This window comes from Roseomonas sp. HF4, assembly GCF_005222755.1.
Taxonomy (GTDB): Bacteria; Pseudomonadota; Alphaproteobacteria; order Acetobacterales; family Acetobacteraceae; genus Neoroseomonas.
The window spans coordinates 1-22,589 of sequence record NZ_STGD01000003.1; the positions used below are offsets into that span (position 1 = coordinate 1).

Below are 22,589 nucleotides of genomic sequence, written 5' to 3' on the forward strand. Positions count from 1 at the left end.
ACCTGCGGCGCGCCATCCTCGCGCGGCTTGGCCTTGGAGAACTTCACCGTCCAGCGCGCATCGCGATCCTTCTGGCGCAGCTTCGCGGGCTTGTCCGCCCAGCCCTCGGGGATCTGCCCGGCCTTGATCGCCGCCCGCTCCGCCTCGGTGTTGCGCTGCTTCGGCGCGGCGACGATGGTCGCGTCCACGATCTGCCCGCCCATCGCCAGGTAGCCGGCGGCGCGCAGCGTGGCATCGAACCGCGCGAACAGCCGCTCCACCGCGCCGGCTCGCTTCAACGCCTCGCGGAAGGTCCAGATCGTGTTGGCATCCGGCACCGGGTCGGCCAGCCCGAGGCCGAGGAAGCGCATGAACGACAGGCGGTCCTTGATGAGATACTCGCAGCGCTCGTCGGACAGCCCGTGCATCGCCTGCAGCAGCAGGATCTTGAACATCAGCACGTGATCGAAGGCCGGCCGGCCGCCCTTCGTGCCGTCCGCCCGCGGCACCGCCAACTCCAAATCCGCGCGGAACATGGCGAAATCGACCAGCGCGGCGATCCGCTCGAGGTCATCGCCCTTGGCCGACAACTCCCGCAGCCGTTCCTCCACGTCGAAGAACCCCGGCTGCCGAACCATCGCCATCCCCCGCGCCAATCCGCGTCAGTGAATCAGCCGAACGGCTTCAGGGCGAGGGGTTTCTGGAGGTGTCCAGTTTTCGCCCGGCGGGTCCGCTGGGGGTCCGCAGTGATTTTTGAGGCTGTGCATAACTCTGCTAAGTGTTGGTGGGCGCACAAGGACTCGAACCTTGGACCCGCTGATTAAGAGTCAGCTGCTCTACCAACTGAGCTATGCGCCCGCCGGCCCCGGCGCGAAGGCCGGGTCCAGGGACGCGCTAATTAGCCACCTGAGCGCGTTTGTCCAGCCCCTTTGGGCTCATGCCGGCGGCACGGGCGCCCGGCTCGTGCCGAGTGCCCGGTCGGGCGCCGCCGGGAGTCCGGCGAAAGCATGGGAACCCGGAGGGTTCCGTCTGGCACCTGAGGTGATGTGACGGCGAATGCCCGCGGTCGACGAATTCGACCGTTGGAATCATTCCCGCATGGGCCCCATTTCCGCGTCCCGGTGCACATGGGCCGACAGCAGCAGCCCGAAGCCCATCATCACCGTCAGCATCGCCGACCCGCCATGGCTGATTAGCGGCAGCGGCACGCCGCCCACGGGAATGGAGCCGGTCACCATCGCCACGTTCACGAAGACATAGAGGAAGTAGTTGGTGCCGAGCCCGACCGCGAGCAGCCGCCCGAACTGGTGCCGGCTGCGGAACGCCACCACGTAACAGAAGGCGACCACCAGCAGCAGCATCCCGAGCGTGGTCAGCGCGCCGACCAGGCCGAATTCCTCGGCGATCATGGTGAAGATGAAATCGGTCTGCTTCTCGGGCAGGAAGTTCAGGTGGCCCTGCGTGCCCTGCAGGAAGCCCTTGCCCCACAAGCCGCCCGACCCCAGCGCGATCTTGGACTGGATGATGTTGTAGCCGGCGCCGAGCGGGTCGCTCTCGGGGTCGAGGAAGGTCGTGATGCGCGCGCGCTGGTAGTCGTGCAGGCTGTCATAGGCGAAGGGCGCGGCGGCGGCGGCGATGGCGCCGATGCCCGCGAACTTCCACCACCGGACGCCCGCCGCCCAGAACATCGCGGCACCCACCGCGGCCGTGATCAGCGCCGTGCCGAGGTTCGGCTGCTTCAGGATCAGCCCGACCGGCACCAGCACCGCCAGCGCCGGCGGGATCAGGAACAGCGGGTTGCCGATGCGCTGCCAGGACGCCCGGTGGAACCAGGCGGTGAGCCCCAGCACCAGCACGATCTTCATGAGCTCCGACGGCTGCAGCTGCACCGGCCCCACGTCGATCCAGCGCTGCGCCCCCTTGCCCACCGTGCCGTGCAGCAGCACGAGCACGAGCAGCCCGATCCCGCCCAGATACGCGACCCAGGCGAAGCGCGCGATGACGCGGATGTCGACCAGCGCGATGCCGAGCATCACGACCAGGCCGAAGCCGAAGCGGATCGCGTGCTTCTGCGCGTAGGTGTCGGGATTGCCGCTCCCGGCCGAGAGCAGCGCGACATACCCGATGGCGGCGACGCCGCAGAGCAGCAGCACGAAGGTCCAGGGGATCTGCCAGAGTTTCTCGAGGATGCCGGCGCCGCGGTCGCGGGCGAGCAGTCGGCGTTCGAAGATCATCGTGGCGCCTCCGCCACCCGCTGGCCCGGCCGCTGGGGACCCAGCCGCTGGAAGGTCTCGACCAGGATGTCGCGCGCCAGCGGCGCCGCGGCACCCGACCCGCTGGTGCCGTGCTCGACGATCACGGACAGCGCATAGAGCGGGTTGTCGTGCGGCGCATAGGCGACGAACAGCGCATGCGGCCGCCATTCCCGCGGCACCTGGGAGACGTTGAAGCCGCGTTCGCGCTGTTCGCGCGTCACGCGGCGGACCTGCGTCGTGCCGGTCTTGCCGGCCATCTGCCCGTATTGCGACGGCAGGCGGGACGCGCCGGCGGTGCCACCGCCGTTCACCACCGCCCACATGGCGTCGCGCATCAGCCGCAGGTCGGCATCGGCGATGCCGAGGCTCGGCCAGTCCTCCGGCCGGCTGCCGCGCACGGGGCGGCCGCCGATGCTGCGCGTCAGGTGCGGCTGCACCGCCCGCCCGGTGGCCAGGCGCGCCGTCATCACCGCCAGCGAGAGCGGGGTCAGCTGGTAGAAGCCCTGGCCGATGCCGTGCACGATGGTGTCGCCGATCGACCAGGGCTTGCCCTGCGCCTGGCGCCAGCCGCGCGTCGGCATCAGGCCGCGCCTTGTGCCGGGAATCTCGATCTCGAGGTCCACGCCCATGCCGAAGCGGTTCGCCATGGCCGCGATCCGGTCCATGCCGACGCGCTTGGCCATCTCGTAGAAATACACGTCGCAGGAGGCCATGATGGCCGTGCGCATGTTCATCCCGCCATGGCCGTTGCGGTTGTGGCAGTGGAAGCGGTTGTTGCCGAAATCGAGGTGGCCGGGGCAGTGCACGACATCGCCCGGCCGCGCGACGCGCGCCTCCAGCGCCGCCAGGCCCACCATCATCTTGAAGGTCGATCCCGGCGCATAGAGCCCGTTGGTCGCGCGGTTGATCAGCGGCGTCTGGCGGCTCGCGGTCCATTGCCGCCACTGCGCCGCGCTCACGCCCGAATTGAAGATGTTCGGGTCGAAGGAGGGCTTGGTGGCCATGGCCAGCACCTCCCCGTTGCGGGCATCGAGCAGCACCGCGGTGGTGCCTTCCTGGATCTTGCCGCGGATCGCCTTCTGAAGCTCGGAATCGACGCTGATCTGCACGTCCTGGCCGGGGATGCCCTCCCGCCGGTCGAGCTCGCGGATGACGCGGCCGACGGCGTTGACCTCGACCTCCACCGCGCCTGCGCGGCCGCGCAGGATGCGGTCGTGGTGGCGCTCGACCCCGGCGCGACCGACCCGGATGCCGGGCAGCTGCAGCAGCGGGTCGTCGCCCACGTCCGATTCCGCGGGCGCGGCGACGTAGCCCACGACATGGGCCAGGTGCTCGGTCTCGGGGTAGATGCGGGTGGTGCCCATGTCGACTGAGATGCCGGGCAGGTCCGGCGCGTTCACCTCGATCGCGGCCATCTCCTCCCAGGTCAGGAATTCGCGCAGCACGACGGGCACGAAGCGCCGGTTGCGGCGGATGTCGCGCTCGATCCGCGTCTTCTCGTGGTCGCCGAGCGGCACGATCTTGGAGAAGGTCTCGATCGTCGCGCGCGCATCGGCCGTCTGCTCGGCCACCAGCAGGGCGCGCCAGTTCAGCCGGTTGCCCGCCACCACCTTGCCCGATCGGTCGAGGATGCGCCCGCGTGGCGGCGCGAAGAGGCGGGCGGAGACGCGGTTCTCCTCGGCGAGCGTCGCGTAGCGCGTGCCTTCCTCGATCTGCAGGCGATAGAGGCGGGAGCCGAGGAAGCCGAAGGCGCCGAGCTGCACCGCGCCCAGCACCGCGGCGCGGCGGGTGAAGCTGCCGCGACGGCGCTCCTCCTCCTTCCGCACGCTGCGCTCGCCGCCGAGCAGGCCGGCGCTGGCGCGGGGGCGCCAGCTCATGGCGCGCCCTCCGCATGGCGCATGGCCTCGTGCAGGCGGGTCAGCACCAACGCGACGGCGGGGTAGAGCCCGGCCGAGAGCAGTGCCGCGTGCATGGCCGGCGCCAGGGGAGGAAGGCTCAGCGCCAGCAGCGCCTGCATCGCCCAATGGAGCCCTGCCGCGCCGGCCGCCGCCAGGCAGAAGGCGAGCCAGACCGCCAGGAAGGACTGCCGCGCGAGGAAGCGCCGGAAGCGCAGCGCCAGGCCATGCACCACGAGCAGCACCAGCACCCCGGCGCCGAGCGGCGCCAGCGTCAGCAGGTCGAGCAGCAGGCCGAGCGCGAAGGTCACGGGCGGCGCCATGGCGGCGGGGCGGAAGACGGTCCAGAAGGCGACGCAGGGCAGCGCCACCGCGAAGACCGGGGAGGGCAGGCTGACCGGCGCCGCGGCCAGCACCAGCAGCACGGCAGTCGATACGCCGGGGAAGGCAAGCCGTGCGAAATCGTCGATCCGGCGGAGCAGCCCGGGGGCGGGCGCGGGCCGGCCCTCTGGCCGGCGGAAAGGGGCGTTCGCCATCCGGCGCGGCCCCTAGCGCCGGCCCTGGCGGGGTTCCGGGCGCGCCACGGATTCCGGCGGCAGGATCCCGCGCAGCCCGTAGTCGAAGAGCCGTACGGAATCGAGCCGGTCGAGCCGTGCGAACAGCTCAACCTCCGGCACGCCCTGGGCGGAGACGCGCACCACGCCGACCGGCAGCCCGGCCGGAAAGGCGCCCGCCTCAGCATTGGTCACGACCCGCTCGCCCTCGACCGGGATGACGCCCTCGGGCCAATGGGCGAGGCGCGGCCGGGCGCCGTTGCTGCCGGCCATGATGGCGCGGGCCCGGCTGCCTTCCAGCGTCACGGGGATGCGGCTGTTCATGTCGGTCGCGAGCAGCACGCGGGCCGAGCGCGTGCCGACCTCGGTGACGCGGCCGACGAAGCCGCGTTCGTCCAGCGCCACCTGGCCCTTGCGGATGCCGTGCTGCGGCCCGGCGGCCAGCAGCACCGCGCGCGCATAGGTGCCGCCGCCATCGGCGACGACGCGGGCGGTGACGAAGGCGGGCGCCGCCTCGGGCAGGAAATTGAGCTGCCGGCGCAGCATGTCGTTCTCGGATTCGAGCGCGAGGGCGGTTGCGTGCCAGCGGCGCAGGCGCTCGTTCTCCTGGCGGAGCAGCGCGTTCTCCTCGCGCAGCGTGGTGAGCGCGCGCACTTCCTCGACCGCGCCGCGCACGGCGCTCATGGGCTCGGCCAGCGCGGCGTAGATGGGGGCGAGCGCATCGGCCAACTGCGCGCGCAGCCGCTCGGCCAGAAGGGCGTCGGCCTTGCCCAGCAGCATGACGCCGAAGGCGGCGGCGATCATCAGCGGCAGGGCGAGCCGCGCGAGCGCCTGACGGAGCGGAATGCTCAGCCGGATCACGCTTGCGTCACCCTCCTGCCAGACCCGATGCAGCCCCTGGCCGGCCGCAAGGCCGGTGGACCCATCAATACATCGAACTCAGGACGTGGCGAAGCCGCTTGATGTCCTCGAGCGCCCGGCCGGTGCCGAGCGCCACGCAGGACAGCGCTTCCTCGGCCACCACCACGGGCAGGCCCGTGGCATCCCGCAGCACCTGGTCGAGCCGGTTCAGCAGGGCGCCGCCGCCGGTCAGCACGATGCCCTTGTCCACGATGTCGGCGGCGAGTTCGGGCGGCGTGTTCTCGAGCGCGACCTTCACCGCCTCGACGATCTGGGAGACCGGCTCGGCCAGCGACTCGGCCACCTGGCGCTGGCTGACGACCACCTCGCGCGGCACGCCGTTCATCAGGTCGCGGCCCTTGACCTCGGCCAGCGGGCCTTCCTCCCCGTCCTCGGGGGGGGCGGCTGCGCCGATCTCGATCTTGATGCGCTCGGCCGTGCTCTCGCCGATCAGCAGGTTGAACTGGCGGCGGATGTAGCTGATGATTGCCTCATCGAGCTTGTCGCCGCCCACGCGCACGCTGCGGGCGTAGACGATGCCGCCGAGGCTGATGACCGCCACCTCGGTCGTGCCGCCGCCGATGTCCACGATCATCGACCCCGAAGGCTCGGTCACCGGCAGGCCGGCGCCGATCGCGGCCGCCATGGGCTCCTCGATCAGCAGCACGCGCCGGGCGCCGGCGGATTCCGCGCTTTCCTGGATGGCACGGCGTTCCACCGCCGTGCTGCCCGAGGGCACGCAGACGATGATCATGGGGGAGGCGAAGGAGCGCCGGTTATGCACCTTGCGGATGAAATGCTTGATCATTTCCTCCGCGACTTCGAAATCGGCGATGACCCCGTCGCGCAGCGGCCGGATGGCGGCGATGTTCCCCGGCGTGCGGCCGAGCATCAGCTTCGCCTCCTCGCCGACCGCCAGCACCTGCTTGCGGCCGCGCAGGTCTGAGATGGCGACGACGCTCGGCTCGTTCAGGACGATGCCCCGGCCCTTCACATAGACAAGGGTATTCGCGGTGCCGAGGTCGATGGCCATGTCGGCGGACAGGAAGCCGAACAGGCGTGAGAACATGGGTACCGGACCTTCCGACGGGGACGCCCCGCCCGCGAAGGGAGGCCGGGGCCTCCGTCGCGACTGCTGGAGCGTGAGAGAGGACGGGGGCGTTTACCCCCCCGGGGCCGGACTCTCAAGCCGGATTCCCGAACCCCCGGGGCGCGAGCCCCGGGGCGGCCGGGCGCTCAGGCGCGCAGCACGGCCGGCGGCTCGGTCCTGGCGCGCTTGACCAGCAGCTTGTTGAGGGCGTGCACATAGGCGCGCGCCGAGGCCACGATGGTGTCGGTGTCCGAGCCCTGGCCGTCCACCAGCTTGCCTCCCTCCTCCAGCCGCACGGTCACGCGCGCCTGGGCGTCGGTGCCGCCGGTGACCGACTGCACGGCATAGAGCTTGAGGTCGACCTCGTGCGGGAAGGCGTTGCGGAGCGCGTTGAAGGTGGCATCCACCGCGCCGTCCCCGGCGGCCACGCCGTCCTTCGCGACGCCGTCGATCTCGAGCGTGATGGAGGCGGTGGGCTTCGTCGCCATGCCGGTCGCGACCGTGAGCGCGGTCAGGCGGATGCGGTCGTGGCCGCGCACCACCTCGTCGTCCACCAGCGCCACGATGTCCTCGTCGTAGACGACCTTCTTGCGGTCGGCCAGGTCCTTGAAGCGCCGGAAGGCGTCGTTCAGCTGGTTGTCGCCGATCTCGTAGCCCAGGCCCTTGAGCTTGTCGCGGAACGCCGCGCGGCCCGAATGCTTGCCCATCACGAGCGAGGTGTTCGACCAGCCGACGCTCTCGGGCGTCATGATCTCGTAGGTCGACTTGTCCTTCAGCACGCCGTCCTGGTGGATGCCGGATTCATGGGCGAAGGCGTTGCGGCCGACGATCGCCTTGTTCGGCTGCACGTCGAAGCCGGTGATGGTGGACAGCAGCTTGGACGTCTTGAGGATCCGCTCGGAGACGATGTTGTTCTTCGTCGGGATGGCGTCGTGGCGCGTGCGCAGCGCCATGACCACTTCCTCGAGGCTGGCATTGCCCGCGCGTTCGCCGATGCCGTTGATGGTGCTCTCCACCTGCCGCGCGCCGGCGCGGATCGCGGCCAGCGTGTTCGCCACCGCGAGGCCGAGGTCGTTGTGGTTGTGCGCCGACAGGATGATGCGGTCCGCGCCGGGCACGCGGTCCCGCACCATGGTGAAGATGCGGTGCATGTCCTCGGGCAGGGCGTAGCCGACCGTGTCCGGGATGTTGATGGTGGTGGCACCCGCCTTGATCGCGGCTTCCACGCATCGGCAGAGGAAGTCGGGATCGGTGCGCGTGCCGTCCTCGGCCGACCATTCGACGTCGTCGGTGTGTTGGCGGGCCAGCGTGACGGAGGTGGTGACCAGGTCCAGCACCTGCTCGGGCTCGAGCCGCAGCTTGACCCGCATGTGCAGCGGGCTGGTCGAGACGAAGGTGTGGATGCGCTTGCGCGCCGCCGGCTTCACCGCTTCCGCCGCGCGCAGGATGTCGGCCGGCGCGGTGCGCGACAGGCCGCAGACCACGGGGCCGTCCTTGGCGAAATGCTGGGCGATGGACAGCACGCTCTCGAAGTCGCCGGGGGAGGCGATGGGGAAGCCCGCCTCCATCACGTCGATGCCGAGGTCCCACAGCGCCTCGGCCATGCGCAGCTTCTCCTCGAGGTTCATCGAGAAGCCCGGCGACTGCTCGCCGTCGCGCAGCGTCGTGTCGAAGATGATGATGCGGTCGTCGGCCAGGGTGCCGAAGGAAGGATGGGTGATGGCCATGTCAGGCGTTTCCTGTGTGGCGATGATGTGGATATGCGCGTTCGACCCCAGGTTCCCCTGAGCGAGCACCGGCTGCTGTCAGCCGGGCGTCACGCCCAGGGGCGGGTAAGTCGAAGGAGGAGCAGGCCAATCGGCGCGCGCGCGGCCGCGGGGGCGGGACGCCCCAGGGTCAGGCCGGCAAGGATGGCGCGCGGGTTCATCGCTCCCGCACCATAAACGGCGCCTGCCCGGCCCCGCAAGCGCGGATCGGCCCCCCGCGCCCTTGCGCCCACGCACCGTCGCGCCCTTGCGCCCCCGCGCCGTAGCGCCCTTGCACCTACGCGCCGTCGCGCGATGCTGCGCGCCCCAACCGGAAAGGCCAGACCATGCCGCACAGGATCATCCTCGGCCGCCCGCTGCACCCCGCCGGCGCGGCGGTGCTGGCGGCGCGCGGCGACCTCGACATCACCGAGTTGTTCGACCCGGCCGCCGATGCCCTGCACGCCGCGCTGGCCGATGCGGATGGCCTGATCGCCTGGCTCGAGCGCGTGGACCACGCCGCGCTCGCCGCCGCGCCCCGGCTGCGCGCGGTCTCGCGCGTCGGCGTCGGCTTCGACACCATCGATATCCCGGCCTGCTCCGAACGCGGCATTCCCGTGATGGTGGTGAACGGCACCAACGACCTGTCGGTCGCCGAGCACGCCATGATGCTGATGCTGGCGGTCGCGCGCCGCGCGGTCGATGCCGATGCGCATGTGAAGGCCGGCGGCTGGTGGCCGGAGGACGGCCCGCGCATGGTGGACCTGGCCGGGCGAACGGTGCTGGTCGTGGGCTACGGGCGGATCGGCGCGCGCGTCGCGCAATATTGCCGCGCCTTCCACATGCGCGTGCTGGTGCACGACCCGCTCTACCATCCCGCCCGCATCGCCGCCGACGGGCACGAACCCGCCCGCGACCTGCACGCCGCCCTGGCGCGATCCGATGTCGTGACCCTCCATTGCCCGCTCACGCCGCACACGCACCACCTGATGGACGAGGCCGCGCTGGCGGCGCTCCGGCCGGGCGCCATCCTTGTCAACACCGCGCGCGGGCCGGTCGCGCAGCAGGCGGCGGTGGCGGCGGCGCTGCGCTCGGGCCGCCTGATGGGCTTCGGGACCGACGTGCTGGAAACCGAGCCCGCCGAGCCCGGCAACCCGCTGCTGTCGCTGCCCAATGTCGTGGTCAGCCCGCATTCGGCGGCGAGCACGGAGGAAGGGCTGTCCCGCATGGCGGTCGCGGCGGCGCGCAACCTGCTCGATGCACTGGACGGAAGGCCGGACCCGGCCATGATGGTCAACCCCGGGATCCTGCAGCGCGGGTAGCCGCCCGCCTCCCCTGGCGGCGGGCGCCGCGCCGCGCGATGATCCCGCCCGGGGAAACCAAGGAACCAATGGATGCACACCGCATGACTGCCGCCGTGCCGGTCGCCGGCCATCGCTTCATCATCGTGGGCGGCGCGAGCCTGGTCGGCTCCGCCACCGCGGCCGAGCTGCTCGACGCCGGCGCCGCCGAGGTCGTGCTGTTCGACAATTTCTCGATGGGCTCCGAGGCCGCCGTCGCGCATCTGGCCGACAACCCGCGGCTCCGGCTGGTGCGCGGCGACGTCATGCGCCTGCCGGACCTGCTGCGCGCCATGGAAGGCTGCCAGGGCGCGCTGCTGCTTGCCGCCTACATGACGCTGAACATGGACCGCGACCCCTGGGGCGGCCTCGACGTCAACATCCGCGGCGTGCAGAACGCGCTGGAGGCGGCGCGCGCGAACGGCGTGAAGAAGGTCGTCTTTGCCTCCTCCAACGCGGTCTACGGCTACGGGCCGGGGGTGAAGGGGGACCTGGTCGAGGCCACGCCCTTCCACTCGGTGGGCGCGCCGCCGGCGGCGATCCTCTACGGCGCCACCAAGATCATCGGCGAGCAACTGTGCCGCGACTACAAGCGCCGCTTCGGGCTCGACTACGTCGTGTTGCGCTACTCGACCGTGTACGGCGAACGCCAGCACTACCGCGCGGCGAACGCGCTCTACATCATCGAGACCTGGGACAAGGTGAAGCGCGGCGAGCGCCCGCAGGTCTTCGGCGACGGGTCCGAGACGAAGCACTTCGTCTACGTGGGCGACCTCGCCCGCGCCAACCGCATGGCCTTCGAGGCCGACGCGACGGATGTCGCGGTCAACACCTCGGGCCCCAAGCCGGTCACGACGCTGGACCTCGTGCGGATGGTCACGCGCCTCGCCGGGTCGGACATCGAGCCCGAATTCGTCGGCGACACGCCGGGCAAGGTGCGGCTCACATCGGGCGGCGCCTTCCGCATCGCGCACGAGGAAGCGGCGCGCGCCATCGGCTGGAAGCCCGAGGTCGGCATGGAGGAAGGGCTGAAGCGCCTCATGGCCTGGATCGAGGGCAATGAGGCCCGGGCGTCCTGATGCGGCAGAGCAGATGACCGAAGCCGCGCCTGTCCTCACGCGGATCGAGGCGGTCGCGCGCCGCATCCCCGACAACCCGGCGCTGCTGCGGGACGGCACGCCCATCGCCTATGGCGCGTTGCTGCGCCAGGTGCACGGCATGGCGGGGCAGCTCGCGCGGGGCGGGATCGCGCCGGGCGACGCGGTCGGCATCACGGTCGGCGACGTGGTCGGGCACATCGTCGTCTCGCTCGCGCTGATGCGCCTCGGCTGCCGCCAGGTCAGCCTGCCGCCCTCCGACCCCGCGCCGCTGCGCGATGCGCTGGCGCGCCGGCTCGGCCTTGTCGCCGTGGTGGGGGAGGCGGCGGCGGAGGCCCGCGGCGGCGCGGCGCTGCTGCGTCCGGATTTCGACGCCGCCGCCGCCGGGCGCGACGCCGCCCACGCCCCGCCGGTCGGGCGCGGCACCATGGTCTTCTCGACCTCGGGCACCACGGGGCGACCCAAGCTGATGCTGGCCGAGGAGCCGGTGGTGACCCACAAGGCCGACATGCTGGCGGGCTTCGGCCGGGTATTCCTCCATGCGCCGAGCTTCGACGGCCATCACAGCCGGCGCCTCACCGTCCGCAGCCTGCTGACCGGCGGGACCGAAGTTCTGACCGGCACGCTGCCGGCGCGCGACCTCGCGCGCCTTGTCGCGCGCTTCGGGGTGCAGCGCCTCCATCTGGCGCCGCCGGCGCTGGCCGCGCTGCCCGACGGGCTGGACGGCGCGGCCTGGCCCCCCGGCACCCGCATCCTGACCACCGGCACGCGCGTGCCGCAGGCGGTGCGGCTGCAGGCGCAGGCGAGACTCGGCTGCGCGCTGCACGTCATCTACGGCACCACCGAGGTCGGCCTCGTCAGTATCGCCGGCCCCGACGACCACGGGCGCCACCCGGATTCGGCCGGACAGGTCCTGCCCGGCGTCGAGGCCGAGGTGACCGGCGAGGATGGCCAACCCCTGCCGCCCGGCGAGGAAGGGCTGCTCCGCTTCCGTTCGGCAGGCGCCGTGCGCGGCTACGTCGACGACCCCGAGGCCGATGCCCGCTTCTTCGATGACGGCTGGTTCCGCCCGGGCGATGTCGGGCGCGTGCTGCCGGGCGGCGAGCTTCTGGTCGCGGGCCGCGCGGACGACCGCATGACGCTCGGCATCATCAAGATCTTCCCCGCGGAAATCGAGGCGGCGGCCGAGGGCTTCCCCGAACTGCGCGACTGCGCCGCCTTCGCGGTGCCCTCCGGCGCGCTGGGCGACATTCCCGTGCTGGCGGTGGTGGCCGGCGACGGCTTCGATGCTGCGGCGCTGCTCGCCCATTGCCGGGCGCGGCTTGGCCTGCGGGCGCCGCGCAAGGTGGTGGTGCTGGCCGCGCTGCCGCGCAACGCGTCGGGCAAGGTGGTGCGGCGCGACCTCGTGGCGCTGCTGCGGACGGAGGGTGAATGATGCGGGACAGGGCGGCGCTGCGCGCCATCATCGCCGAGGGTGTGCGTCAGAATCCGGTCGTGTCGGTCTCCGACCCCGCGCTGCTTGCGCGGCTCGCGGACCCGTCGGCGGAGTGCGGCTTCGAGGAACTGGGCTACGATTCCCTCGCGCGCATGGAATTCTGCATTTGGATGCAGCTCGAGCACGGCATCGAGATCGGCGAGGCGGCGCTGCTGGACCATCCGGGCGTCGACGCGCTGGCGGCGCATCTCGCACGCCGCGAATGACCGCTGCGGCGCCCTCGTGGCTGTCGCGCCTGGCGCGGCGCGCCGCCGGCTGCGCGCGCCGGGACCCGCGCTGCGCCGCGGCGGCCGGCCCCGGCGGTCCGCGCAGCCCTGCCGCCATTGCCGTCCGGGCGCGCCCCACGTGACGACGCTTCCCGACCGCTTCGCCGCCTGCCGGACGGCGGCGGATTTCTACCGCGTCCAGATCGACGCCGAGAACCTCCTCTCGCCCGCCGAGGTCGAGGCGCTCGAACCCGCCGGCCTGCCGCCGCAGGCCGCCGCCTGGCTCGGGAAGCTGCGCGGCATGCTGATGCTGGCGGGCGGCGGGGCGCAGGCGTTCCGTCGCCGCGACCTGTCCGACAACGCGACCTTCTACGAAGGCGAGGGCGAGGGCTCGCCGCGCTGCCTCGTCGTCGCCTTCACCGGCATCGCGATGCGGATGAACGTGCCGGCGCCGGCCTTTCTGCAGGCGCTTCCGGCGGCGTCATGCGATGTCGTGATCCTGCGTGACCCGGGGCGTGCCGCCTTCCTCGCCGGCGTGCCGGGCTATGCCGCCGACCTGCCGGCGCTGGCGGCGCGGCTGGCGGCCGACCTGCCGGGCGGGCGGCATCCGGGCGGCATCCGCTGCATCGGCACCAGCGCTGGCGGCGCGGCGGCGCTGTATCTCGGGCGGCTGGTCCGGGCGCGCCGGGCGGTCAGCGTGGATGGCGCGCACCCGGCGGCGCTGAAGCTGCGGCTGCCCGACGAGGTCGACAGGGGCGCGCTCGACGCCGCCCTGGCCCGGACGCCGCCGGGGCCGGAGGTGCTGGTGGCGGCGCACGGCATCGGCGACCTGCGGGATGCGGTGCGCGGACGGCTGCTCGCGGCTGGCCTGCCGGGGGCGCGCGCGCTGACGGTCGCGGTGCAGGGGCCGCACGGGTTGTTCGGCACCCTGCTGGCGCGGAGGCTGCTCGGGCGCTTCCTGGCCGAGGTGCTGCTGGCCGACACGCCGCCCGACGGCCTGCCCGCCACCTGGCCGGCGGCGACCTGATGTCGGGCGCAGGACGGCTTCACCTTCGTGCCCCTCTGACGCCGGGCGGGCCGCAGTCGCGGCCTCGGCCCTTCGGGCCGTAAGTCGGACCTTCGTGCGCCTGGTATGAGAGACCGTTCGAGACTGCGCGTTCAGGCGCATCCCGACGTCCGGCTCCGGGCCCTCAGCCCGGCGGCGCCTCCAGGCTCTCCCGGATGAAGCCGACAAGCGGCTCGACCAGCGCGCTGCGGCCCTCGGCATCGCCAAAGAGGCACATCTCGGCCGTGCCGCAGGCCGGCAGGCCCGGCAGCTCCGCGAGGCCCTGCGGCAGGCCGGTCCGGCCCAGCACCGTCGCCGCGAAGCCCGCCTGCGCCGCGGCCGCGACGCCGAGCAGCGAGGCCGAGGTGTAGAGCACCTCGAAGGCGATCCCCGCCCGCGCCAGCGCCGCCAGCGCGCGGTCGCGGAACATGCAGCCCTGCGGCAGCATCGCGACGGGCAGCGGCCGGTCCTCCGGCGGCGCCCAGCCGGGGGCGGCGACCCAGACGATGGTCTCGGTGAAGACCGGGCGGCCTTCCGTCTCCCCGTCCCGCCGCTTGCCGAGCACGAGGTCGAGCGCGCCGTCGGCCATGGCCGCGCGGAGGTCGTGGCTGCGCCCGACCTCCACCTCCAGCCGCACCTCGGGATAGGTCTGCGCGAAGCGCGCCAGCACCGGGGCCAGGTTGCGCGGGATGAAATGGTCCGCGATGCCGAGGCGAAGCCGCCCCGCGACCGGCGGCGCCACCATCCGGCGCACCGCCTCGTCGTTCAGCGCCAGGATGCGCCTTGCGTAGGCGAGCAGCGTCTCGCCCTCCCGCGTCAGGCTGACACCGCGGCCGCCGCGGTCGAGCACGCGGCGGCCCAGGATCTCCTCGAGCCGCTTCACCTTCAGGCTGATCGCCGACTGCGTCAGGCCGAGCGCGACGCCTGCCGCGGTGAAGCCGCCGCGCTCGGCCACAGTGACGAAGCCGCGCAGCAGGTCGAGATCGAGGTCGGGGACGCGCATGGCATGAGGAACCATCATGCCCACGCCCGCGTCAATGAGGGGTGCAAATGAAAAGGGCCGGAACCCCAAAGGCCCCGGCCCCGTTGCCGATCCGGCGGGCCGGATCAGATCTCCTCGTCGCCGCCCCAGTCACCGCCGTCATCGGCCGCGGCCCAGGCATCCTGCTCGGCCGGCGCGGCATCGTAGCCGCCCTGGTCGGCGACCGGCGTCGCATCCGCTGCCGGCGTCGCGGCCGCCGCGGCGCCGCCGCCCATGGCCGACATCAGCAGGTTGCCCAGCATCATGCCGCCGACCACGCCGGCCGCTGCTGCCGCCGCCGTGCCGAGGAAGCCCATGCCGCCGCGGCCCTGCTGCGCCATCGCCTGCGGGTTGTAGCCGGCCGGGTATTGCGGCCGCGGGCGGGGCGGCATGGGCGGCGGCATCTGCGCGTTCGAACGGCCGCCGAACAGCCCGCCGAACATGCCGCCGCCGCCGGCCTGCGCCGCCTGCGCCTGGCCCTGGCGCTGGGCGGCCTCGACCTCCCATTCCAGCTGCTGGATGCGGTTGCTCGCCTCGATCAGCGCGGCCTCGGTCGCGAAGGCCGTCTGGGTGATGCGGTAGCGCGCCTCGGGGTGGCGGGCGAACAACTCGGCGATCAGCCGGTCCGCCTCGGGGTCCAGCGGCGGCAGGTTCGGCACCTGCGCCGCGCCCGTGGCGCCCCAGGGGCCGCTCGGCGCGCCCTGAATCGGCGCCGCGCCGCTGATCCGCTCCACGAAGGCGGTGATGATCCGCCGTTCCTCGTCTGTCATCGTCTCTCATCCTCTCCCGACATGGCCGGGGGCGCCGCCTGGCTACTCCGGCCCGCTCTCCCGACGGCGCGCGAGATGGTCCGGGGCTGGAGCGGTTTCAAGCCGGCCCGCGGCGCTGTTACCCGCCGGTCGCAATCCGGGGCGGCAGGCCGAGCCGACGCCACTCGATGGCCGGGCAACGGTCCATAACGACCATCAGGCCGGCCGCGCGCGCCCGCGCCGCCGCGGCCTCGTCCACGACGCCGAGCTGGAGCCAGACCGCCCCCGCACCGAGGCGGATCGCCTCGTCCACCACCGCGCCGGCCTCGGCGCTGCGGCGGAAGACATCCACCAGGTCGAGCGGCGCGGCCTCCTCGAGGCTTGCCACGGCCGGGACGCCGTGCACCGGCCGCCCGGCCAGCGCCGGGTTGACCGGCACGGCCTCGTAGCCGCGGTCGAGCAGGAAGCGGAACACGCCGTGGCTCGGACGGTCCGGCCGGTCGGAGGCGCCGACCACGGCGATCCGCCGCGTGGCCAGCAGCAGGTCCCGGATGGCGGCGTCCTCGCCCGCCATCAGAATTCCTCGAGCAGCCGGCCGCAGCCCTCGACCTTGTCCATGATCCCGTTGGCGCGCAGCGCATGCCAGTAGGTCGCGGTGTTGATGGCGATGACGGGCTTGCCGAGCCACATCTCGGCCATCGCGGCCAGCTTCACCATCGAGAGGTTCGTGCCGACCTGCACGATCGCGTCCACGTCGTCCCCGTCCAGCCGCTTGATCGCCTCCACGCACTGCTTCGGCGTGATCTGCGCGATGCCGGTCCAGGAGCGTGCCTGCAGCGCGATGTCGCGCACCACGCGGAAGCCCATGTCGCCGAAGTAGCGCGCGACCTCGGTGTTCATGGCCGGCCAGTAGGGCGAGAGCACGGCCAGCCGCTTCACGCCGCCATGGGCGTTCAGCGCCGCCGTGCAGGCATGCGAGCCGACCGAGATGTCGAGGCCCGAGACATCCTTGACCTGCGCGATGAAGCGGTCGGCGCCCTTGGCGCCGTCGAAGAACGTCACGGCCGACATGCCCATGACCAGGTAGTCCGGGCTGCAGGTCATGACGCTGCGCACGGCGTCGAGCGTATTGGCGCCGATCAGTTCCGCCCCCTTGCGGAAGGTCTCGTTCGAGACGGCATCCGCGTTCGGCGTGAAGATGCGCGAATAGTGGTTGGTCACGCCGGCCGGCCGCATCATGTCGAAATCGGGCTGCACGACCGTGTTCGTGGAAGGGCCCATCACGCCGAACAGGCGCCGCCAGCCCAGAATGTCCCTGCCCATCGCCCTGCCTCCTGTCGCCGTCGTGGCGCGCCAGCCTGCCACAGGCGCCGCACGGCGCCAGCCCTTGCCTTCGCCCCGGGGGCAAGGGACAGTCGCGTCGCTTCACGCCGGAGAACGAGAACCATGACGGGTTTCCATCGCCGCGCCCTGCTGGCCGCAGCCCCCGTGCTGGCGCTGCCTGCCGCGGCGCGGGCCCAGGCCGCCTGGCCCGACCGTCCGATCCGCTGGATCAATCCGGGCCCGGCGGGCGGCGCGGGGGACGTGATCTCCCGCTTCATCGGCGACCGCATGGGGCCGCGCCTCGGCACCACCGTCGTGATCGAGAACCGGCCGGGGGCGGGAACCAACATCGGGATGACCGCGCTCGCGCGCAGCGCGCCGGATGGCTACACGGTCGGGCTCGCCTCGATCGCCTCCCACGCCGCGAACAAGTGGCTGCACGACAACATGCCCTTCGACGCCGAGAAGGACTTCGCCGCCGTCGGCCTGATCGCGCGCGTGCCGAACATCGTGGTCATCCCGCCGCAGAACCCGCCGCGCGACCTCCAGGGCTTCGTCGCCTGGGCCAAGGGGCTCGGGCGGCCGATCAACTTCGGTTCGGTCGGCATCGGATCCTCCCAGCACCTGGCCGCCGCCCAGTTCGGCCAGATCACGGGCATCGAGATCATCCACGCGCCCTACAACCAGGCAGGCCAGATGAACACCGACCTGATCGAGGGGCGGCTCGACGTGCTGTTCCAGTCGATCTCGGCCGTCACGGGCATGGTGCAGGCGGGGCGGATGCGCCCGATCGCGGTCAGCGGCCCGGCGCGCGTCGCCGCCTTCCCCGACCTGCCGACGATGCGCGAACAGGGCGTGGACGTGACGACCACGGGCTGGTTCGGCCTGGCGACACCCGCCGGAGTGCCGGAACCGATCCTTGCCAAGCTCGACGAGGCGCTGACAGCGACGATGCAGGACGAGGAGCTCCGCGCGCGCATCGCCGCCGGCGGCGCGGTGCCGGAGGTGATGCGCCGCGCCGACTTCGCCCGCTTCATGTCGAGCGAGAGCGAGCGGATCGGCGCCATCATCCGCACGACGGGCGCGCGGCGGGGGTAGCGGCGCTCAGCCGCCCAGGCCGCGGCGCAGCGCCAGCCCCACCGGGACCATCCCCGGGATCACCTCCCGCGTGAACATGGCCAGCCGCGCGAGGAAGGCGCCGCACCCCTCCGGTGCCGCGCCCGCCGGGCCGAGGGCGGCGATGAGCGCGGGTGCCTCGGCCTCGGCCGCCGCCACCGCGGCGTCGCGCGCCACGACCAGCGCGCCGTCCTCGAACAGCGGCGCCAGCGCCGCCGGCAGCGCGGCGAGCACCGCCGGCCAATGCGCGAGGTGGAGGTAGAGGCTCGGAATGACCGCCGGATCCGAGAGGCCGTGCCGCGCGGCCAGCCCGCGCGCGGCCGCCGCGGCCTCCGGCGTGAGGTCCGTCAGGCGGGGCAGGGGTGGCGGCGCGGGCAGCGGCGCGCCGACCGCAGCCGGGGCGCCGGCCGCGCCGGGCGCCAGGCCCGCCGCGCGCAGCCGGATCGCCGTCAGCAGCGCGAGGTTGGTCAGGTTGCCGCGGTTGTAGGTTTCGACCAGCGCGGCAACCTCGGGCGGCGCGGCGAGGCCCGCGACCGGTGGCATCTCGACCGCCGCCGCGATTCGGTCCCGCGCGCCGGCCGCGGCGCCCGAGGCCAGCGCCGGTGCCGCCTGCGCCCAGAGCCAGTCGAGCATGTCGGGCAGCGCCGCGGCGTGGCGCCAGATCAGGTTCACCTGGCCGACGCCGACCCCCTCGCGCAGGCCGGCATAGATGGCGGCGACCGCGGGCGGGGCGTCGGGCTCGCGGATCTCGGGCAGGCTCATCGCGGTTCGCTCCAGGCGGTCTCGAGGTCGGCGCGCGTCATCAGGTCGGCGTATTTCTGGCCCATGTCGAACAGGTTCGCCTCATGCGGGCCGATCGCGCGGTCGCCCACGCAATCGGTCAGGCAGATGGTGCGGAAGTTGTTCTGCATCGCGTCCACCACGGTCGCGCGCACGCAGCCCGAGGTGGTGCAGCCCGCGACCAGCACCGTGTCCACGCGGCGGAACGCGAGCCAGCCGGCGAGGTTGGTGTCGAAGAAGGCCGAAGCCCCCTGCTTGCGGACGACCAGCTCGCCTGGCCGGGGTGCGAGCTCGGGCACGATCTGCGACAGCGGGCTCGTCTCGGTCAGTTTCCGCAGGCTCGGCGCCTTCAGCGTGAAGACGCCGGCATCGGACCCGTCATCCGCATAGACGACGCGGGTATGGGCGACCGGCCAGCCATGCCGGCGCGCGAAGGCGAGCATGCCGACGGTCTGCCCGATCGCGGGGCCGATGTTGCCGCCGCCGAAGTGGTCGGGATCGGCGAAGCCGACCACGAAATCGACGATGACGAGCGCCGGCGCCTGGCCGAGCCCTGCACGGTTGCCCATGCCCTGGCGGTGGTAGATGTCGGCCTCGGGGTGTCCGCTCATTGTGTTTGTCCCTCAGACGGCGGGCGCCGCGCATCCGCGCGGCTTGCCTTCGCGCCATGCCATGGTGCTCTGGTGGGCGATGGTGGGCTGGGCGCGGTCGCGCCTTGCGCTCGCGGCCCGAGGCGGGGCCTCGGGCCGAATTGGGGGTGGCCCGACCGGTGCGTCACGCCACCTGCTCCAGGTCGCGCAGCGACTGGATCATCGAGGTGCGCAGCAGGAAGGCGCGGTGCTTCGCGGGGTCCGCCGCGGTGGCGCGCAGATCGTCGTGATAGGCGCGCCGCACCTCGGGGTCGCGCTGGTTCAGGATCTGGCGGTTGCGCATTGTCGTCGCCTGCACGGTCTCGAGCGCGACCTTCCGGCGCTGCCGGCCGTAGCGCTCCAGCAGCGCGGGGTCGGCGCCGCGCCAGACCTGCGCAAGCTTCTCCGCCAGGTTGAAGGAATCATGCACGCCGCCGTTCATCCCCATGCCGCCCAGCGGGTTGTTGATGTGCGCGGCATCGCCGGCCAGGAAGCAGCGGCCCTGCGCATAGGTCTCGGCCACACGCTCATGCACGCGATAGGCGGTGCGGTGGCGGAGCTCGTAGCCGGCCGGGTTTGGCACCACCGCCTGCAGCCGTTCCTCGATGCGCGCCGGGTCCATCATGCGCGCCTCGGTCTCGGCCGGGTCGGTCGGGAACAGCACCCGCCAGAGGGATGCGGTGCGCAGCAGCACGAACCATTCCTCGGGGTCGGAGATGTAGGCGATGTTCGTCAGGTCCCCGATCGCGTCATGGAAGGCGAAGGTGGTCGAGAGCGTGAGGAAGATCTCCGGGATCGTCTCTCCCTCGAACCCGATGCCGAGCGACTTGCGCACCGCCGAGGACGCGCCGTCCGCACCGACCAGGAAGCGGCCGCCGAGCGGCTCGCGCGACCCGTCTGGGCGCTCGATCGTGAGCGTCACGCCGTCGGAATCCTGCGCCACCTCGACCGCGCGCGCGTCGTAGACGAAGGCGACGTCGGGATTGTCCGCCAGCCGGTCGCGCAGCATGCGCGTCAGGCGCCATTGCTCGCATTGCAGCCTGTAGGGGTGCTTCGTGTCGTCCTTCAGGTGGCCGAGGTCGAAGGTCGCGATCACACCCTTCTGCCGGTCGCGGAACTGCCAGGTCGGGCACACCAGCCCCTGCTCGATCATCGCCCCCGTCACGCCGAAGCGGTCCAGCATGTCGAGCGTCGGCGGGTGGAAGGTGGAAGCCCGCAGGTCGTCCGGCAGGTCGCGCGCCTGCTCGACGATGGCGACGGGGACGCCCGCCTCGGCCAGCACGGCGGCGGCGACCAGACCGGCCGGGCCGGCGCCGGCGATGAGGACGCGGTTCTCGGTCATGCGGGGCTCCGTCGGGGGTCGCTTCATTGCGCCGCAATGCGCGCCGCTGGCAAGGCGGCTTGATGCGGGGCGCGTCGTCGGCATCTATGCCCCATGGCATTCTCCCTGTTCCATCGCCCGCCGCGCGTCGCGCTCATCCGCCTCTCCGGCCTGATCGCCGCGCGGCCCGATCCCTTCTCGGGCGGCCTCTCGGCGGCCGGGATCGGGCCGGTGCTCGACCGCGCCTTCGCGCTGCGGCGCCTGGCGGCCGTCATGCTCGTGGTGAACTCGCCGGGCGGCTCTCCGGTCCAGTCCTCCCTGATCGCCCAGAAGATCCGCCGGCTCGCGGAGGAGAAGAAGGTGCCGGTCATCGCGGTCGCCGAGGATGCGGCGGCCTCGGGCGGCTACTGGATCGCCTGCGCGGCGGACGAGATCGTCGCCGACCCGGCCTCGATCCTGGGCTCCATCGGCGTGATCAGCGGCGGCTTCGGTTTCGACCGAGCGATCGCGCGGCTCGGTGTCGAGCGCCGACTGCGCACGGCGGGGGGCGAAAAATCCTTCCTCGATCCGTTCCGGCCGGAACGCGCGGAGGATGTCGCGCGGCTCGAGGACCTGCTCGGCAAGCTGCACGAGGAATTCAAGGCCTGGGTCCGCGCGCGGCGCGGGGATCGCTTCAAGGCGCCGGAAGCGACGCTGTTCAGCGGCCGCTTCTGGACGGGGCGGGAGGCTGTTGAACTCGGCCTTTCCGATGCGCTCGGCGATGCGGAAGGGGAGGCGAAGCGCCGCTTCGGGGAGAAGGTGCGGATCATCCGCCTCGGCGGGCGTCGCCGCCCCTTCCCCTGGAGCCTGCTGCCGGGCGCGCGTGACGGCGTGGCGGCGGTCGCCGCTGCGGTGGAGGAACGTGCGGCCTGGGCGCGGCTCGGCCTATAGCCCCGCGGTGCCGGGCCCGAGCGTCTCGAACAGCCGCGCCAGCAGCCTTGTGCGCGGCACCAGGCAGCGCAGTTCGACATACTCCTCCCGCGTATGCGGCCCGCCGCCGATGACGCCGAGGCCATCCAGCGTCGGCACGCCGAGCGCGCCGGTGAAGTTGCCGTCGGAGCCGCCGCCGGCCACGCGCTCCCCGGCGGAGGGCAGGCCGCATTCGGCCGCCAGCGCCGCGGCATGGTCGTACAGCGCCTGGATCGCCGCGGTCTTCACGAAGGGCGGGCGGCCGAGGCCGGGCGTCACCTCGGTCGCGACATCAGGGTCATGCTGCGGCAGGGCGTGGACGGCGGTGCGCAGTTCCGCCTCCTCCGCCGCCCTCGGCACCAGCGCGTAGCAGACCGCGCGGCATTCGGCGGGGACCATGTTCTCATGCGTGCCGCCCTGCACGATGCCGATGTTGACGTAGAAATTCCGTGCATGGTCGGTCAGCGCCTCGAGCGCCAGGATGTGGTGCGCCATTTCCCGCACGGCGGACCTTCCCTCGGCATGGTAGGCGCCGGCATGGGCGGGGCGGCCGACCGTGCGCAGGTGCCAGCGCGCGATGCCGTGCCGCGCGACGGTGAACTTCCCCCCTTCGCCCGAGGGCTCGACCACCAGCGCGGCGCGGTGGCGCAGCGCCTCCGCCTCGATGGCGGCGCGGGAGGTGGGGCTGCCGACCTCCTCGTCCGGGATCATCATGACGCTCACCGGCAGGCGCGGGCGACGGCCTCGCGCATGCAGGTGCTGTAGGGCGGCGAACGCCATCGCATTGCCGCCCTTCATGTCGTAGATGCCCGGCCCGTAGGCGCGGTCCCCGTCCGCGCGATACGCGAAGCTCCCGCGCTGGTGCACCGTGTCCATGTGCCCGAGCAGCAGCAGGCTCGGACCGTCCTCCGTGCCCGGCACGCGACCCACCAGGATGTCGCCGTAGCCGTCGTGCCCGGGCGTGCGTTCGATGGTTGCGCCGAGGCCCCGCAGCAGCGCCTCCGCATGATCCGCCACGCGGTTCACGCCGGCCGGGTCGTTGGTCGGGCTCTCGATCTCCACCCAGGCGCGGAGCGCCGAGAGCAGGGCCGCTTCGGTCAG

The 22,589-nt window shown here is 72.6% G+C and carries 22 protein-coding genes and 1 tRNA gene; 7 read left to right on the forward strand and 16 right to left on the reverse strand.

The genetic code is table 11. The features are described from left to right. The 8 genes from E8M80_RS05565 to E8M80_RS05600 form a co-directional block, all read right to left on the reverse strand. Nucleotides 1-617, reverse strand: a 617-nt coding sequence (locus E8M80_RS05565) for a transposase (protein WP_137125029.1), incomplete at its 3' end; no start/stop codon positions are given. Nucleotides 618-761: 144 nt separating this feature from the next. Beyond that, a tRNA-Lys gene (locus tag E8M80_RS05570) sits at nucleotides 762-837 on the reverse strand. A 230-nt stretch (nucleotides 838-1,067) separates the two neighbouring features. Continuing rightward, entirely contained in the window at nucleotides 1,068-2,213 is a 1,146-nt protein-coding gene (rodA, locus tag E8M80_RS05575) for a rod shape-determining protein RodA (protein ID WP_137124686.1), read from the reverse strand. Beyond that, nucleotides 2,210-4,111, reverse strand: coding sequence for a penicillin-binding protein 2 (mrdA, locus tag E8M80_RS05580; protein ID WP_137124687.1), 1,902 nt, complete (start codon nucleotides 4,109-4,111; stop codon nucleotides 2,210-2,212). Before mrdA ends, rodA begins: the two co-directional genes overlap by 4 nt. Next, a complete protein-coding gene (locus tag E8M80_RS05585) occupies nucleotides 4,108-4,665 on the reverse strand; it encodes a rod shape-determining protein MreD (RefSeq protein ID WP_137124688.1) in 558 nt (185 codons plus the stop codon). Before E8M80_RS05585 ends, mrdA begins: the two co-directional genes overlap by 4 nt. 12 nt (nucleotides 4,666-4,677) lie before the next feature. Next, on the reverse strand, nucleotides 4,678-5,544 hold the full coding sequence (gene mreC / locus E8M80_RS05590; protein ID WP_137124689.1) for a rod shape-determining protein MreC: 867 nt from the start codon (nucleotides 5,542-5,544) through the stop codon (nucleotides 4,678-4,680). A gap of 64 nt (nucleotides 5,545-5,608) precedes the next feature. Further along, complete coding sequence (locus tag E8M80_RS05595; protein ID WP_137124690.1) at nucleotides 5,609-6,652, reverse strand: rod shape-determining protein; 1,044 nt, start codon at nucleotides 6,650-6,652, stop codon at nucleotides 5,609-5,611. Nucleotides 6,653-6,819: 167 nt separating this feature from the next. After that, complete coding sequence (locus E8M80_RS05600; RefSeq protein ID WP_137124691.1) at nucleotides 6,820-8,400, reverse strand: 2-isopropylmalate synthase; 1,581 nt, start codon at nucleotides 8,398-8,400, stop codon at nucleotides 6,820-6,822. A gap of 365 nt (nucleotides 8,401-8,765) precedes the next feature. On the opposite strand from E8M80_RS05600, the gene E8M80_RS05605 reads away from it, so the two are divergent. From E8M80_RS05605 to E8M80_RS05625, 5 genes are all read left to right on the forward strand, one after another. Continuing rightward, the gene (locus E8M80_RS05605) at nucleotides 8,766-9,740 is read left to right on the forward strand and encodes an NAD(P)-dependent oxidoreductase (RefSeq protein WP_137124692.1); all 975 of its coding nucleotides are present in this window, start codon (nucleotides 8,766-8,768) and stop codon (nucleotides 9,738-9,740) included. Nucleotides 9,741-9,823: 83 nt separating this feature from the next. After that, a complete protein-coding gene (locus tag E8M80_RS05610) occupies nucleotides 9,824-10,837 on the forward strand; it encodes an NAD(P)-dependent oxidoreductase (protein ID WP_206035580.1) in 1,014 nt (337 codons plus the stop codon). Between the two features lie 13 nt (nucleotides 10,838-10,850). Next, nucleotides 10,851-12,290 carry a class I adenylate-forming enzyme family protein gene (locus E8M80_RS05615; RefSeq protein ID WP_170979207.1) on the forward strand — a complete coding sequence of 480 codons (1,440 nt, stop codon included), beginning with the start codon at nucleotides 10,851-10,853 and terminating at the stop codon, nucleotides 12,288-12,290. Next, nucleotides 12,287-12,556, forward strand: a complete 270-nt coding sequence (locus tag E8M80_RS05620; RefSeq protein WP_137124695.1) for an acyl carrier protein — start codon at nucleotides 12,287-12,289, stop codon at nucleotides 12,554-12,556. Before E8M80_RS05615 ends, E8M80_RS05620 begins: the two co-directional genes overlap by 4 nt. A gap of 139 nt (nucleotides 12,557-12,695) precedes the next feature. After that, the gene (locus tag E8M80_RS05625) at nucleotides 12,696-13,583 is read left to right on the forward strand and encodes a hypothetical protein (RefSeq protein WP_137124696.1); all 888 of its coding nucleotides are present in this window, start codon (nucleotides 12,696-12,698) and stop codon (nucleotides 13,581-13,583) included. A gap of 163 nt (nucleotides 13,584-13,746) precedes the next feature. Here E8M80_RS05625 and E8M80_RS05630 read toward each other — a convergent pair whose 3' ends face one another. The 4 genes from E8M80_RS05630 to E8M80_RS05645 all read right to left on the reverse strand — a co-directional run bounded on the left by E8M80_RS05630 (nucleotide 13,747) and on the right by E8M80_RS05645 (nucleotide 16,694). After that, the gene (locus E8M80_RS05630; RefSeq protein WP_137124697.1) at nucleotides 13,747-14,604 is read right to left on the reverse strand and encodes a LysR family transcriptional regulator; all 858 of its coding nucleotides are present in this window, start codon (nucleotides 14,602-14,604) and stop codon (nucleotides 13,747-13,749) included. 104 nt (nucleotides 14,605-14,708) lie between these two features. Continuing rightward, nucleotides 14,709-15,392 (reverse strand): DUF2076 family protein, encoded by a 684-nt coding sequence (locus E8M80_RS05635; protein ID WP_137124698.1) that lies wholly within the window; start codon nucleotides 15,390-15,392, stop codon nucleotides 14,709-14,711. A 118-nt stretch (nucleotides 15,393-15,510) separates the two neighbouring features. Continuing rightward, nucleotides 15,511-15,945: a CoA-binding protein gene (locus tag E8M80_RS05640; protein ID WP_137124699.1), complete on the reverse strand. Its 435-nt coding sequence runs from the start codon at nucleotides 15,943-15,945 to the stop codon at nucleotides 15,511-15,513. Beyond that, nucleotides 15,945-16,694 carry an arylmalonate decarboxylase gene (locus E8M80_RS05645; RefSeq protein WP_137124700.1) on the reverse strand — a complete coding sequence of 250 codons (750 nt, stop codon included), beginning with the start codon at nucleotides 16,692-16,694 and terminating at the stop codon, nucleotides 15,945-15,947. The genes E8M80_RS05640 and E8M80_RS05645 overlap by 1 nt, the downstream gene beginning before the upstream one ends. A 123-nt stretch (nucleotides 16,695-16,817) precedes the next feature. Between E8M80_RS05645 and E8M80_RS05650 the strand changes: the two genes are divergently transcribed. After that, nucleotides 16,818-17,792, forward strand: coding sequence for a tripartite tricarboxylate transporter substrate binding protein (locus E8M80_RS05650; RefSeq protein WP_137124701.1), 975 nt, complete (start codon nucleotides 16,818-16,820; stop codon nucleotides 17,790-17,792). Between the two features lie 6 nt (nucleotides 17,793-17,798). Here E8M80_RS05650 and E8M80_RS25755 read toward each other — a convergent pair whose 3' ends face one another. From E8M80_RS25755 to E8M80_RS05670, 3 genes are all read right to left on the reverse strand, one after another. Continuing rightward, nucleotides 17,799-18,572: a hypothetical protein gene (locus tag E8M80_RS25755; protein ID WP_170979208.1), complete on the reverse strand. Its 774-nt coding sequence runs from the start codon at nucleotides 18,570-18,572 to the stop codon at nucleotides 17,799-17,801. Then, nucleotides 18,569-19,201, reverse strand: coding sequence for an isochorismatase family protein (locus E8M80_RS05665; protein WP_137124704.1), 633 nt, complete (start codon nucleotides 19,199-19,201; stop codon nucleotides 18,569-18,571). The genes E8M80_RS25755 and E8M80_RS05665 overlap by 4 nt, the downstream gene beginning before the upstream one ends. Nucleotides 19,202-19,364: 163 nt before the next feature. Next, a complete protein-coding gene (locus E8M80_RS05670) occupies nucleotides 19,365-20,561 on the reverse strand; it encodes an NAD(P)/FAD-dependent oxidoreductase (protein WP_137124705.1) in 1,197 nt (398 codons plus the stop codon). Nucleotides 20,562-20,654: 93 nt separating this feature from the next. Between E8M80_RS05670 and E8M80_RS05675 the strand changes: the two genes are divergently transcribed. After that, nucleotides 20,655-21,470, forward strand: a complete 816-nt coding sequence (locus tag E8M80_RS05675) for a S49 family peptidase (protein WP_137124706.1) — start codon at nucleotides 20,655-20,657, stop codon at nucleotides 21,468-21,470. On the opposite strand, the gene E8M80_RS05680 is transcribed toward E8M80_RS05675, so the two are convergent. Then, nucleotides 21,465-22,550, reverse strand: a complete 1,086-nt coding sequence (locus E8M80_RS05680; protein WP_240789910.1) for a M20 family metallopeptidase — start codon at nucleotides 22,548-22,550, stop codon at nucleotides 21,465-21,467. The two genes, E8M80_RS05675 and E8M80_RS05680, sit on opposite strands and share 6 nt — an antisense overlap. Nucleotides 22,551-22,589 lie beyond the last annotated feature (39 nt).